Origin of the sequence: Listeria grandensis (genome assembly GCF_014322885.1) — a bacterium.
GTDB lineage: Bacteria > Bacillota > Bacilli > Lactobacillales > Listeriaceae > Listeria_A > Listeria_A grandensis.
This window is the reverse complement of record NZ_JAASUG010000011.1, coordinates 69,302-83,714: the sequence shown is the minus strand read 5'-3', so window position 1 is coordinate 83,714 and position 14,413 is coordinate 69,302. Positions and strand designations below refer to the sequence as shown.

The following is a 14,413-nucleotide window of genomic DNA, read 5'->3' as shown; positions in this document are numbered from 1 at the left end:
AAAATGAGTATTTTAGTATTAGGTGGCGCAGGATATGTAGGGTCACATGCCGTGGATCAGTTGGTGGAAAAAGGATATAAGGTAATCGTTGTCGATAATTTACGAACAGGTCATGCGGAATCGCTTCATAAAGATGCGGTATTTTATAAAGGTGATATTCGCGACAAGGCGTTTATGCAAGATATTTTTCAAAAGGAAACAATTGAAGGTGTCATCCATTTTGCCGCGAGTTCATTGGTTGGTGAATCGGTCGAGATGCCACTGGAATACTTTAATAATAATGTGTACGGTACGCAGGTAACGCTCGAAGTGATGGAAGAGTTTGGCGTGAAAAATATTGTCTTTTCTTCATCGGCAGCAACTTATGGTGAGTCGAAAGTAATTCCAATTACAGAGGATACACCGACGAATCCAGAAAGTCCATACGGTGAAACGAAACTGATGATGGAAAAAATGTTGAAATGGTGTGATAAGGCGTATGACACACGTTTTGTAGCTTTACGATACTTCAATGTGGCGGGTGCGAAGTTTGATGGAACGATTGGAGAGGATCATAAGCCTGAGTCGCATCTTGTACCGATTATTTTGCAAACGGCATTGGGACAACGCTCGGAGTTGTCGATTTTTGGTGATGATTATCAGACGGAAGACGGTACGTGTGTCCGCGATTATGTCCATGTGGTGGATTTGATCGATGCGCATATTTTGGCGCTGGAGTATTTGCGCGATGGTGGTGCGAGCAATATTTTTAACTTGGGTAGTAGTCAAGGATTCTCTGTGAAAGAAATGTTGGAAGTGGCTAGGAAGGTCACGGGTAAAGAGATTCCGGCAAAAATTGTGCCAAGACGCGCGGGTGATCCTGGTACGCTAGTTGCTTCTAGTGATAAGGTACAAGAAGTTTTGAAATGGAAACCACGGTTTACAGACGTGAATAAGATTATCGAGGATGCTTGGAATTGGCACTCTAAAAATCCGAACGGTTATACCAACTAAAACCACGTGAGGTGCGAAATAATGATAGTAGACCAGTTTATTGATATCGCAGTGAAAAATGGCGAAGTGGCAGAATTAGACAGGATTTATGTAACGAATCGGTTGCTCGATTTATTAGGCTGGTCAGAAAAGCGTGCGGTGGCAGGAGATGTCGCCGCAGATCGCTTAGCGTTGCTGGATCAACTAACAGATTTGGCAGTAGAATCCGGTGTGATTGGTGATGCTATTTCTGCACGCGAAATTTGGCAGAGTAAGGTCATGGATCTTTTTGTGCCATGTCCCTCTGATTTGAATACGGAATTTTGGGAATTATACGAACAATCTCCAAGTCAGGCGACGGATTATTTTTATAAGGTTAGTAAAGCGAGCGATTACATTAAGACGCGTAGCATTGCGAAGAATATTGAGTATTTGGTGGATACGGATTATGGAGAGCTCGAAATGACGATTAATTTGTCAAGGCCGGAGAAGGATCCGAAGCAGATTGCGATGGAGAAGGCGGCTGAGGCGGTTAGTTATCCACTTTGCGCGCTGTGTCTGGAGAATGAAGGCTATGCAGGGCGGACTGATTTTCCAGCGCGTACGAATCACCGAATTGTGCGGATGCGTGTCGGGGATGAGGAATGGGGATTGCAATATTCACCGTATGCTTACTATGAGGAGCATTGTATTTTCCTGTCGGCGGAGCATCGGCCGATGGTGATTGATCGGGGTACATTCACTCGTTTGGTCAAAATTACGGCGCAATTTCCAAACTATTTTGTAGGTTCTAATGCGGACTTGCCGATTGTTGGTGGCTCCATTTTGTCGCATGATCATTATCAGGGTGGTGCGCACATGTTTGCGATGGCGAAAGCGCCTGTACATAAGGAGTTTCCTGCTTATCAATGGGCTGAATTTCCAAGCGTGTCGGTGGGGATTGTGAAATGGCCAATGTCGGTAATTCGGTTGCAGTCAGTGAGTGAGGTGGATATCGTGTCGGCCGCGGATGTTATTTTGCAAAAATGGAAGGATTATTCGGATGACGAGGTCGGAATTTTGGCGTATAGTGGAGAGGAGCAGCATAATACGATTACGCCGATTGCGAGTTGTCGTGAGGTGGCGGGAGAGCAGTTGTTTGAGTTGTCGCTTGTTTTGCGGAATAATCGGCGGACGGCGGAGCATCCTGATGGGCTTTTCCATCCGCATCAAGCGTTGCATCATATCAAGAAGGAAAATATTGGTCTGATTGAGGTGATGGGGCTTGCGGTGTTACCGCCGCGTTTAAAATCAGAGTTGGAAGAGGTTGCTCGGTATTTGTTGGATCAGCCACATGCGATGGCGGATTATCATTCGGAATGGGCGGATCGGTTGAAACGAAAAGGTGGTTTCCAAGAGGAGACGGTTATGCCTTTCTTGCAACAGGAAGTCGGGAAAGTATTTGAGCAGGTGTTGACGGATGCTGGCGTCTTTAAGGACACGGCGGAAGGGATACGCGCATTTAGAAAATTTATGGAATTAGTAATAGGGACGGGGGATCAGGAATGAAAGTTAGTGAACGGAAATTTGGTGTATTAGATGGGCAAGATGTGACGGAGTTTTGCATGGAGAATGATAATGGTGTGCGAGTTTGCGCGCTTGACTACGGCGGGATTGTGACGGAAACGTGGGCGCCCGGTGTGGATGGTAGTTTTGCGAATGTATCGCTCGGCTTTGCGACGCTAGATGAATATTTGGCGCATTCCCCTTATTTTGGAGCGCTGGTTGGGCGGATTGCTGGGCGGATTGCAGATGCGCGGTTCGAATTGGATGGTAAAACGTATCAGCTCACAAAAAATGAAGGGGAGAACCAGTTGCACGGCGGATCGAATAATTTTAGTAAGGTGATTTGGGATGCAGCTCCTTTGGAAACGGCGAATGAGGTTGGTGTGATATTTTCGCATACGAGTCCTGACGGGGACAATGGCTTTCCTGGGAATTTGGATGTGCGTGTGACGTATACGCTAAATAATGATAATGAGTGGAAAATAAAATATGAGGCGAAATCGGATGCTACGACAGTGTTTAATCCGACGAACCATATTTATTTCAATTTGGCGGGCGATGTGAGCAAGACTGTGCTAGATCATACGTTGCAAATTAATAGTGATAAGTTTGTGGCGCTACGTCATGATTCGATTCCAACGGGCGAGTTAATGGATGTTGCGGGGACAGCGTTTGATCTGCGGGCTCCACGGGCGATTCGCGACGGTGCGATGAGTGAACATCCGCAAAACGTCATCATAAAAAATGGCTATGATCACGCATTTGTGTTGCAACATAAGGAGAACAAGCCAGATGCACGTTTGGTTGATCCTGAAAGCGGGCGTGTCGTGGAAATGCGGACGGATTGTGATTCTGTAGTTGTTTATTCGGGAAACCAGTTGTCTGGAAAATTTGCTCTGGATGGTGTTAGCGTGCCTAAATATGCGGGAGTTACAATGGAAACACAAGGTTTGCCAGACGCGATGAATCACGATGGTTTCGGCTCGGTGGTACTTCCGAAAGAGGAACTTTTCCAATCGGAGACGGTTTTTACATTTACAACGATATAAGTAATATTTAGGGAAATATAAATAAAGCAGAAATCGCAACACCCATTATCTGGGTTGGACGAAGACTTATGCTAGACGCAAATCGAGCGAAAGCGTTTGTACTCAGGGGATTTGGTGGTAGCCGGAAACGGAGTGTACGGACTGTACATGGGTGACGGAAGCCTACCAAGTCCCCTGAATGCGAGCGCTTGTTGCCGATTTATTTAGGTTATGAGTGGTGTTGTTTTATTTGTTAAAATAGACGGGATGCATGATACCTGATAAAATAGAGGTGATGCTTCACGGAATGCGGACAAGAGGAGCGTGTGAATGATGGCTACCATTAAAGATATCGCAAAACAGGCGGGGGTTTCAATCGCTACAGTTTCACGGGTATTGAATTATGATGAGACACTTTCCGTCGGCGATGATACGAAAAAACGTATTTTTGAGGCAGCGGAAAGGTTGGAATATACGAAACATAAACGCAAACAGCAGAAGAAAAATGCAAAAATTGCCATTGTGCATTGGTACTCGGAAAAAGAAGAATTGGATGATCTATATTATTTATCGATTCGTGTTGGTGCGGAGCGTAAAGCCGAGGAAGAGGGCTATCAGGTGTTGCGAGTTTTTCAAGATATTCCAGATCAGACGCTTGGCAATGTGGAGGGCATTATCGCGATTGGTAAGTTCAGTCAGGCACAGATTGCGGAGTTAACGAACTGGAATACCAATATTTGTTTTGTTGATTTTGATCAGTCGGTGCAGAAATACGATTCGGTGATTGTTGATTTTCAGCAGGCGACAGTCTCGGTACTCGATCATTTCATCGAAAAAGGGCATCGAAATATCGGGTTTATTGCAGGAGAAGAGCAGTTTAGCGATGATTCGGCGAATATTATTGATACAAGATGGCTTGCTTTTCGGGACTACATGAAACGAAAAGGGCTCTATGAAAAGAAATACTGTTTTTCAGGTAGGTTTTCTGTCAAAACAGGGTATGATTTAATGGTGAAGGCAATTACCGAACTGGGAGATGAGTTACCGACGGCTTTTTTTGCGGCGAATGATTCGATTGCGATCGGTTGTTTGCGGGCACTTCAAGAAAAAGGCATTGCGGTACCTGCACGCGTGAACATTATTGGTTTGAACGATGTCAGCGTTTCAAAATATGTTTTTCCACCGCTTAGTACGGTGAAAGTTTATACAGAATTAATGGGACAGACTGGCGTGGAACTTTTGCAAGAGAGGTTGTTGGCTGGGCGATCCATTACAAAAAAAGTGACGCTATCCACGGATTTGGTGATTCGGGAAAGCAGTTTGTGAGAGGGGTAAGGTTATGAAATGGAAAGAAGAATACGAGAAATGGTTGGCAAATGATGCATTGGAAACGAGTTTAAAAGAGAAACTACATGCGGAAAAAGATGAGAAGGTTCTCGAGGATAGCTTCTATACGAATATGGCGTTTGGAACGGCTGGAATGCGCGGTGTGTTAGGTGCTGGAACAAACCGGATGAATATTTATACGATTCGTAAGGCGTCGGAGGGCTTGGCGCGTTATGTTGCGGAGAATGGCGAAGAAGCGAAGAAACGTGGTGTTGTGATCGCGTATGATTGCCGTCATATGTCGACGGAATTTGCGTATGAATCGGCGCGTGTGCTTGGATATCATGGGATTAAGAGTTATGTGTTTGAGACGCTGCGTCCGACGCCAGAATTATCTTTTGCGGTGCGCTACCTAAATACGTTTAGCGGTATTGTCATTACGGCGAGCCATAACCCGGCGGAGTACAATGGTTACAAGGTTTACGGGGAAGACGGTGGACAAATGCCGCCTCATGGAGCGGATGCGGTGACGCGTTATATTGATGAGATAGCTGATATTTTTGCGGTGAAAGTGGCAGAAAAGGATGCGCTTCTTGCAAACGGCTTGTTGGAAGTCATCAGCGAGAAAGTGGACACGCCATACTTAGAAAAAGTGAAGACCGTGATTGTAAATAATGAACTGGTTGAAAAACAAGGAAAAGACTTGAAAATCGTATTTACGCCGCTACATGGAACTGGTGGAATGCTCGGTTTGAAGGCACTTCAGAGCGTTGGATTCACGAATGTGATTCAAGTGGAAGAACAATTTCAGCCTGATCCGAATTTTACGACGGTGAAATCACCGAATCCAGAAAATCGGGAAGCGTTTGAAGTCGCGATTGGTTATGGGGAGAAGTACGACGCTGACTTGCTTGTTGGAACAGATCCAGATGCCGATCGTCTTGGCGTTGTTATACGAAACAAATCGGGAAAATATGATGTGCTAAGTGGTAATCAAATTGGTGCCCTCATTTTGCATTATCTATTGAAACAAAAACAAGCGCAAAACGAGCTTCCAAAAAATGCTGCGGTGCTGAAATCCATCGTAACATCCGATTTAGGAACGCTGATTGCGAATCATTTTGATGTCGAGATGATCGATGTTTTGACTGGTTTCAAGTTTATTGCAGAACAGATTCATAGCTTTGAGACAACAGGCTCGCATACGTTTGAGTTTGGTTACGAAGAGAGTAATGGTTTCATGGTGAAGCCGTTTACGCGCGATAAGGACGCTATTCAGGCGCTGCTTGCGATTTGTGAAGTGACGCTTGATAGTAAGCAAGCTGGCAAAACATTGGCCGAGGATTTAGAGGAAATTTATGAGCAATTTGGTTATTTCAAAGAAGATCTTGTTTCCTTAACAATGAGCGGGAAAGATGGCTCTGAGCAGATTGAAAACATCATGAAAACGTTCCGTGCAGAGCTTCCAGATAGTATGGGCGGCGAAAAAATCGTGAAGGTGGAAGACTATCAATTGAGCGAGCGTCGTTTCTTAGCGGATGGCAAAACAGAGCCAATCGAGATGTCGAAATCGAATGTTATCAAGTGTTTCTTGGATGATGGCTCATGGTTCTGCTTACGGCCATCAGGCACGGAGCCGAAAATCAAATTCTATTTCAGCATTAAAGGAAACACGGAAGTAGCGGGCAGTGAAAAATTAGCACGCGTTCGTGACGGTCTCATGAAAATCGTTGAAAAATAGCAGTGTGGGGCTTGGGAGTTCATTTCCAAGCCTTTTTATGTGAGGAGAGTTTGATGATAGCAGTGGAAACGGTTTTTCAGAAACTATTGGCAGCGCACGGGGAGCAGTTTTGGTGGCCCGCGGAAAGTGACTTTGAAATGTTAATCGGGGCCATCTTGGTGCAAAATACGAATTGGAGTAATGTTGAAAAAGCATTGGCAGGTCTGGAAGCGGAGCTGAATCCGGAAGCAATTCGAGCGATGCCGACAGAGGAATTGGCGCTTAAAATCAGGCCTAGTGGTTACTATAATCAGAAGGCGCTTAAAATAAAGGCTTTCGTGGCGTGGCAGGGGGAATGGGAAGATGATATTCATGCGATTCGGCAGCAACCTTTGGCCAAATTGCGGGCAGAGTTGCTAAATATTAAAGGAATTGGCCCAGAAACGGCAGACTGTATGCTTGCTTACGCTTTTAGAAAACCTGTGATGGTCATCGATGCTTATGCGAGACGTCTTTTCACGAGAATTGGTTATGAGGTGCCGAAAAAATATGAAGCCTTCCAACAGATGTTAGAAACAGGATTACCAGATGATCTCTTGATTTTACAAGAATTTCATGCGCTTATTGTCGAGCACTGCAAGCAATACTGTCAGAAGACACCGAAATGCCTAGCGTGCCCATTGAAGCGAGAATGTAAGCAATACATATAAGCCGAATTCATCGATTTTTGATGGGTTCGGCTTTGTTTTAGTTAGTTTATATGATTATTCGCATATTCTATATCTTCTTTCCGTCTTTTAGAAAGTTCAGCGGTGATAAATTGTTCGTCGAGGTAGGCGGAAAGTTCTAAGCTAAACTTTATTTTCCGTATTCCTGTTTGTTTTCGATTCGTTCGAATAAATAATACGCCCAGTTCGAAAAACAGATAGGTAAGATAGAAATTGCTCGTTTGTCGTTTGCAGCAGTCGATCCCAAGATGGATGTATTCGATAGCAGTCAGATTATCTGCTACAAAACCGTAACAAAGCGCCACATGAAAATAAATGGCGGGTAGAAATTCGCTTGAAAAATCTTGTTTGTTAAGGAAAAGTAAGCAATGATTCAAATGTTTTAGTGCGGCTATTTCATTGGAAGTGGCGTAGTAGGTTGCTGCTAAGTAGCTACTGATTAGGGCCTGATCGGAATGTGATTTGGAAAGCGAAAAGGCGTATTCCAATGCCGTGATACCGTTCTGGTTATTGTTTTTATACTTCAATTCGCAGACGCCAAGATAGAAATAATAATGGCTTTCTTGAGAGTTGATTTCGAACATGGCGAGCGTTTTTTTATGAAGGTGGGTGTATAAAATTTCGTAATCGTGTTCTACATAGAGTTGGTGGAGTTCTTTTTTTAGTTGGATAAGTGGTGAGTCGAGTTGGGATAAGGATAGCAATGAATCTACGGTAATGCCGAGTTTTTGGCAGATGTTGTGGATGATGAGAACGCTGGGAATTTCGAGCCCTTGTTCGACGCGGCTGAGCATGCTTTGCGAACAGATGCCTTCAGCGAGCTGTTTTTGTGTGAATTCTTGGCTAGTGCGCAAACGTTTGATACTTTTTCCGAGTTCGTTAGACAAATGAGATGCCCCCTTTTAGACAAAATATGCGAATAGTCATTTGAAAGATAGCGCATTCTTCCTTAGTATAATGAATAAGAGGCAAAAATCAAACAGTATGCATTTTTAAGGGGATAAGAAGATGGCGGATCAGTGGTTACTTTTGGATCAGGGTAAACTTGAACCAGCGATAAATATGGCGATGGATGAGAAGTTGACGGATTGGCATCGAGAAGGGAAAATTCCGCCGGTTTTGCGATTTTATGGCTGGACTCCTGCTGGGCTTTCGGTTGGATATTTTCAACGGACGAAGGGGAAGATTGATCGTGATGCGGTGCAACAGCACGGATTTGAGTTAGTTCGTCGGCCAACGGGAGGCCAGGCGGTGCTACATGATGATGAGCTGACCTACAGTTTTGTGATTTCTGAGGAGAACGAGGCGGTTCCGCAAACGATAAAAGAAGCACATAAATTGATTTCGGAAGCGTTGTTAGCTGGCCTTGCTAAACTGGGAATTGAGGCAGATTTTGCGATTCCGGAGGCAAAACAAGCGGGAAGCGGAACAGCGATTTGCTTTGAGGAGCCATCTTGGTATGAGATCACGATCAAGAACCGCAAAATTATTGGCAGCGCGCAGGCGAGACATCAAGGTGTTTTATTGCAGCACGGCTCGATTCCGCTACACATGAATGCTACGGAATTATTCGATCTGTTTATTTTTGACAATGAGCGGGTGAAAGAGCGGACATTGCGGGCTTTTGGTGGAAAGGCATCGGGAATTTTTGATTTGATTGAAAGAGAAATACCGCTGGATGAGATGAAGAAGGCATTCCGTGATGGGTTTGCGGAAGTTTTTGATGTGTCGTTTGTGGCATACGAGTTATCGGACGCTGAATGGGCTGAGGTCCACGCGCTTGCTGAGAGTAAATTTAGACAAGAGGAATATTTATTTTCGCGTTGAAAGGGGCACTAACAAGTTGGATAAAAAAAGAGAACATGTAAGAAAACCAGATTGGCTAAAAATTAAGATTAGTAATAGTGAGAGCTTCAAAGCAGTCAAAAATAATTTACGGGAAAATCGGCTACATACAGTATGCGAGGAAGCGAAGTGTCCTAATATTCAGGAGTGTTTTGGTGATCGGAAAACGGCGACGTTTATGATTCTCGGTGATATTTGTACGCGAGCTTGTCGGTTTTGTGCGGTGACGACGGGGGCGCCGACGCATTTAGATTTAGGCGAACCAAAGCGTGTCGCTGATTCGGTTGCGGCGATGGGGTTGCGCCATGTCGTGATTACAGCTGTGGCACGTGATGATTTGGCGGATGGAGGTTCGCAAGTTTTTGCGAATACGGTGAATGCGATTCGGTATCGGATGCCACAGACGACGGTGGAGGTTTTGCCATCGGATATGAAGGGCGATTACGAGAGTTTGAAGACGTTATTGGATGCGAAACCAGATATCTTTAATCATAATATTGAGACTGTGAGACGGTTGACGCCAAGTGTGCGTCACCGGGCGACGTATGATCGTTCACTTGAGTTGTTGCAACGCGTTCGCGATATGGAACCGGAATTGCCGACGAAATCGAGCATTATGGTGGGGCTTGGTGAGACTCGTGAGGAGTTGCTAGAAACGATGGATGATTTGCTAGCACATGGCGTAGAAATTTTGACGATTGGGCAGTATTTGCAGCCGTCGAAAAAACATTACCCTGTGGAGCGCTATTACGACCCGCGTGAGTTCCGTGAGTTAAAACGGATCGCCCGGAAGAAAGGCTTTATTCATTGTGAATCAGGTCCAATGGTGCGATCGAGTTACCATGCGGATGAACAAGTGAACGCCGCGGCAAAACAACGACGGGAAGATGCGGAGAAAGCGCAAAATTTATAGATGTAAGAATACCTTGGTGCAAAATGAAGCATTGAGGTATTTTTTGCTTTTTGAGAATGAGACGCCCGGCTGATTTCTTTTCTTAGGTTTTCGGTTCAGATTGTGATAGAATGTAGTAGTAGAAATTGTTCGTGTAAGGAGCTTGTTTTTAGCGCTTCTTTTTAATAGAAAGGTTGGGTTTTGAGATGGCGACAAATCATTTGCAATTGGTAATTATAACGGGTATGAGTGGTGCAGGAAAGACTGTTGCAATGCAATCTTTAGAGGATTTAGGTTACTTCTGTGTGGATAATTTGCCACCGAGTTTATTACCTAAATTCTGGGAATTGATGAAAGAATCTGGGAAAATGAACAAGATCGCGCTCGTGATGGATTTGCGGGGTCGCGAGTTTTTTGATTCTATCCAGACGGCGCTTGATGAGCTAGATAATACCTCGTTTATTACGACGAAAATGATGTTTTTGGATGCGGATGATCAAGTTTTGGTGTCGCGTTATAAGGAAACACGGCGTCATCACCCATTGGAGCCGAATGGTTCGGTGCTTGAGGGGATCAGACAGGAACGTGAGTTATTAGAAGATTTGAAGGGGCGTTCTCAACTTGTGATTAATACGTCGACTTTGGCGCCGCGCGAGCTTCGGGAACGGATGAACAATGAGTTTCAGACGAGTGATCGCGAAGTTTTCAACGTGCAGGTGATGTCGTTTGGGTTTAAATATGGTTTGCCCATTGATGCGGATTTGGTATTTGATGTGCGATTCTTGCCTAACCCGCACTACATCGACAAAATGCGTCCGTTAACTGGGCTTGATAAGGATGTTTATAATTACGTGATGAAGTGGCCAGAGACGGAGACGTTCCTCAATAAAGTGATGGATATGTTGCTGTTCACGTTACCGTTTTATAAGCGCGAGGGGAAGACGCAGCTTGTCGTTGCCATTGGCTGTACTGGCGGGCAGCACCGTTCTGTGGCGCTTTCGGAGTACGTCGGTAACAACTTGAAAACAAAATATGAAACGCAAATTTCACATCGAGATATGAAACGCAGAAAGGGAAAATAAGATGGCTGCGACGGAAAAGCCGAAAGTGGTCGTGATTGGTGGCGGGACAGGCCTACCAGTCATCCTCCGAGGCTTGAAAAAACAACCGATTGATTTGACTGCAATTGTTACGGTTGCTGATGATGGCGGGAGTTCTGGCAAAATTCGCGAGCAAATGGATGTATTGCCACCGGGTGATATTAGGAATGTGATGGTGGCGCTGTCGAATACGGATCCGCGGATGGAAGCCTTGATGCAGTATCGCTTTAAGGTGGAAGGAGATCTTTCTGGTCATGTGATTGGTAACTTGATTTTGACGGCGCTGTCGCAGTTGAACGATAGTTATGTCGAAGCGATTGAAGTGCTCAGTAAGGCCATGCGGATTCGCGGAAAAGTGATTCCAGCAACGGATCGACCGCTGATTTTGAATGCGGTTATGGAAGATGGAACGCTCGTGCAGGGTGAGTCGGTGATTCCAATGCAGGGTCAGCCGATTGATCGCGTATTTATCACGCCGGCCGATGTGAAGGCTTTGCCAGCCGCGATTGAGGCGATTCATGATGCGGATTTGATTGTGCTTGGCCCAGGAAGTTTGTACACGAGTATTCTACCTAGTTTGCTGGTGCAGGATTTGCAGGATGCGATTTTTGAAAGTAAGGCGTATAAGGTGTATATCTGCAATATTTTGACGCAGGTTGGCGAGACGGATTTCTTTACGGACGCAGATCATGCACAAGTTATTTTGAATCATGTTGGTCGCCCGATTATTGATGCGATGATGATCAACACGGCGGAAGTGCCGCGACATCTGATGTTTCCAGATGATGTCATGCAAGTCGAGCAGAATTTTGAGAAGGATCACGAGCTAAATATTAATGTCATTGCCGGCGATTTGCTTTCCACAGAAGGCGGTTTAGTGCGACATGCCGCGGATAAAGTGACGAATACACTATTACAGATTCTAATGAATTTGAAAGAAAAGGAATGAGGGTCTATGTCCTTTGCCTCGGAAACAAAGAAAGAATTAACCAATTTAGATATTTCAACCACGGATGCAAAAGTAGAGCTGTCCGCGTTTATACGAATGAACGGCGCCGTATCTTTTTCGAATCAAATGATGGTGGTAGACGTGCAGACGGAGAACGCTGCGATTGCCCGCCGAATGTACCGGCTTTTGAAGGAATTGTATCAAGTGCCCATCGAATTATTAGTGCGTAAAAAAATGAAATTGAAAAAAAATAACGTCTATATTGTGCGTCTGAAGGCTAAGACGAAAGAGATTCTAGCAGATTTAGCAATTTTAAATGATGGTGTTTTTCAAAATGCGATCGATCCGGCGTTAATTAAGACGAAGAATGCGCGTCGGGCCTATCTTCGCGGAGCATTTCTAGCGAGCGGATCGGTGAATAATCCGGAGACTTCTTCCTATCATTTGGAGATAAACTCGGTGTACGATGAGCACAATGAAGCCATTTGTCATTTGATGAATAGTTTTAAGTTGAACGCTCGAACGCTCGAACGTCGAAACGGCTACATTACGTATTTAAAGGAAGCGGAAAAAATCACCGAATTCCTGAACATTATCGGAGCTACCGGTGCGCTGCTTCATTTTGAAGATGTGCGGATCATGCGTGACATGCGGAATTCCGTGAACCGGCTCGTGAATTGTGAGACAGCGAACTTGAATAAAACGATTAATGCGGCGGTTCGTCAAATCGATAATATTAAGTTCATCGCGGCAGCGGTAGGCTTAGAGGCGCTTCCAGAGAAACTGCGTGAGATCGCGGAATTGCGCGTAACGTATGAAGATATGACGCTACAGGAACTTGGCGATATGCTAACAAGTGGCCCTATCAGCAAGTCCGGAATTAATCACCGTTTACGGAAGTTGGACCAAATCGCGGACCAACTAAGAAGCGGCGAATCCCCATCACAACTAGGGCTTAGAATCCCTTCCAAATAATAATATAAAAAGAAAAGGATGCGATCAAACCATGTCAAAATTGTTTTCTACGTATAAAACAAAAGGCCTTACTCTGAAAAACCGAATTGCGATGTCACCAATGTGTATGTATTCTGTGGAAACAGATGATGGGATAGCAAACGATTTCCATTTTGCCCATTATGTGTCACGCGCAGCAGGCCAGGTTGGTCTTATCATGTTGGAAGCAACAGCAGTACAAGCAGTTGGACGGATTTCGCATGCTGATTTAGGTTTATGGGATGATGCCCAAATTCCAGCTTTGAAGCGAATCGTTGACGGCGTACATTACCACAAAGGCGCAGTCGGAATCCAGTTAGCACATGCAGGTCGAAAAGCCGTTTTAGACGTAGATCCAGTAGCACCAAGCCCCGTCGCATTTGACGATGAAAGCAAAAAGCCGCACGAATTAACTGCAGCAGAAATAGAAGAAGTCGTAGCCGATTTCAAAAAAGCAGCATTCCGCGCGAAAGAAGCCGGATTTGATGTGATTGAAATTCATGCGGCGCACGGCTATTTATTACATGAATTCCTATCACCGATTTCGAATTTACGAGAAGACCAATATGGCGGCCCAGCAGGGAACCGTTACCGCGTATTAGGTGATGTCATTAAAGCCGTTCGCGAAGTTTGGGATGGTCCACTTTTCGTTCGTATTTCAGCGACCGATTACGCACACGGCGGTTTGACAGTAGACGATTATATCCCGTTTGCCAAATGGATGAAAGCAGACGGCGCCGATTTACTAGATGTCAGCAGTGGCGCGCTAGTAAACACTGTCCCAAAAGTATATCCAGGCTATCAAGTACCATTCGCTGAGAAAATCCGCACAGGAGCAGGAATCGCGACAGGCGCAGTAGGCCTGATTACGACGGGCGTTCAAGCAGAAGAAATTTTGCAAAATGATCGCGCGGATTTGATTTTCCTAGGACGTGAGCTGTTGCGTGACCCGTATTGGGCGAGAACAGCGGCGAAAGATGTTCGCGGGGAAGTGACGCCGCCTGAGCAGTATTTGCGTGGTGGTTGGTGAGGAGATAGAAAAGGATAAACAACAAGCACTCCAGATTGATTGGGGTGCTTGTTTTTGTCTGTTCAACATGTTGGATTATTTAGAAAAATGCTCGCTGTGGTTATGATTGTTGCTGCTGTCGTAAAAGTAATCATCAGAAAATTTCACTTTAGAGATTCTTTTAGCCTAACCATGTGATTTGTGTTTTAAAATATTTTCCAGGGGTATAGGTTCTTTTGAATGCTTCATTTTAATTTTTTGTTCATTTATTATGAGAAAGGGAAACGTTAGAACTTCATGATGGCA

13 protein-coding genes are annotated in these 14,413 nt (G+C 44.8%); 12 read left to right on the top strand and 1 reads right to left on the bottom strand.

Annotation, left to right across the window (positions count from 1 at the left end):
- The first annotated feature begins 3 nt into the window (after window positions 1-3).
- From galE to HCJ54_RS13380, 6 genes are all read left to right on the top strand, one after another.
- Window positions 4-993 carry a UDP-glucose 4-epimerase GalE gene (gene galE, locus HCJ54_RS13405; protein WP_187138008.1) on the top strand — a complete coding sequence of 330 codons (990 nt, stop codon included), beginning with the start codon at window positions 4-6 and terminating at the stop codon, window positions 991-993.
- Window positions 994-1,014: 21 nt separating this feature from the next.
- The gene (gene galT, locus HCJ54_RS13400) at window positions 1,015-2,520 is read left to right on the top strand and encodes a UDP-glucose--hexose-1-phosphate uridylyltransferase (protein ID WP_187138007.1); all 1,506 of its coding nucleotides are present in this window, start codon (window positions 1,015-1,017) and stop codon (window positions 2,518-2,520) included.
- A complete protein-coding gene (locus HCJ54_RS13395) occupies window positions 2,517-3,566 on the top strand; it encodes an aldose epimerase family protein (RefSeq protein WP_187138006.1) in 1,050 nt (349 codons plus the stop codon). The genes galT and HCJ54_RS13395 overlap by 4 nt, the downstream gene beginning before the upstream one ends.
- A gap of 312 nt (window positions 3,567-3,878) precedes the next feature.
- A complete protein-coding gene (locus HCJ54_RS13390) occupies window positions 3,879-4,871 on the top strand; it encodes a LacI family DNA-binding transcriptional regulator (RefSeq protein WP_185410397.1) in 993 nt (330 codons plus the stop codon).
- Between the two features lie 13 nt (window positions 4,872-4,884).
- Window positions 4,885-6,612 (top strand): phospho-sugar mutase, encoded by a 1,728-nt coding sequence (locus HCJ54_RS13385; protein WP_187138005.1) that lies wholly within the window; start codon window positions 4,885-4,887, stop codon window positions 6,610-6,612.
- A gap of 53 nt (window positions 6,613-6,665) precedes the next feature.
- Entirely contained in the window at window positions 6,666-7,301 is a 636-nt protein-coding gene (locus HCJ54_RS13380) for an endonuclease III domain-containing protein (protein WP_187138004.1), read from the top strand.
- A gap of 41 nt (window positions 7,302-7,342) precedes the next feature.
- On the opposite strand, the gene HCJ54_RS13375 is transcribed toward HCJ54_RS13380, so the two are convergent.
- The gene (locus HCJ54_RS13375; protein ID WP_187138003.1) at window positions 7,343-8,206 is read right to left on the bottom strand and encodes a helix-turn-helix domain-containing protein; all 864 of its coding nucleotides are present in this window, start codon (window positions 8,204-8,206) and stop codon (window positions 7,343-7,345) included.
- A 121-nt stretch (window positions 8,207-8,327) separates the two neighbouring features.
- Here HCJ54_RS13375 and HCJ54_RS13370 point away from each other — a divergent pair, with 121 nt between their 5' ends.
- The 6 genes from HCJ54_RS13370 to namA all read left to right on the top strand — a co-directional run bounded on the left by HCJ54_RS13370 (window position 8,328) and on the right by namA (window position 14,128).
- Window positions 8,328-9,146 (top strand): lipoate--protein ligase family protein, encoded by an 819-nt coding sequence (locus HCJ54_RS13370; protein WP_187138002.1) that lies wholly within the window; start codon window positions 8,328-8,330, stop codon window positions 9,144-9,146.
- Between the two features lie 16 nt (window positions 9,147-9,162).
- A complete protein-coding gene (gene lipA, locus HCJ54_RS13365) occupies window positions 9,163-10,077 on the top strand; it encodes a lipoyl synthase (protein WP_036067383.1) in 915 nt (304 codons plus the stop codon).
- 185 nt (window positions 10,078-10,262) lie between these two features.
- Window positions 10,263-11,138, top strand: coding sequence for an RNase adapter RapZ (gene rapZ, locus HCJ54_RS13360; protein WP_036067413.1), 876 nt, complete (start codon window positions 10,263-10,265; stop codon window positions 11,136-11,138).
- Between the two features lies 1 nt (window position 11,139).
- Window positions 11,140-12,105 (top strand): gluconeogenesis factor YvcK family protein, encoded by a 966-nt coding sequence (locus tag HCJ54_RS13355; protein ID WP_185410382.1) that lies wholly within the window; start codon window positions 11,140-11,142, stop codon window positions 12,103-12,105.
- Window positions 12,106-12,111: 6 nt separating this feature from the next.
- Window positions 12,112-13,080, top strand: a complete 969-nt coding sequence (whiA, locus tag HCJ54_RS13350; RefSeq protein ID WP_185526363.1) for a DNA-binding protein WhiA — start codon at window positions 12,112-12,114, stop codon at window positions 13,078-13,080.
- Window positions 13,081-13,111: 31 nt separating this feature from the next.
- Window positions 13,112-14,128, top strand: a complete 1,017-nt coding sequence (gene namA, locus HCJ54_RS13345; protein ID WP_036067379.1) for an NADPH dehydrogenase NamA — start codon at window positions 13,112-13,114, stop codon at window positions 14,126-14,128.
- Window positions 14,129-14,413 lie beyond the last annotated feature (285 nt).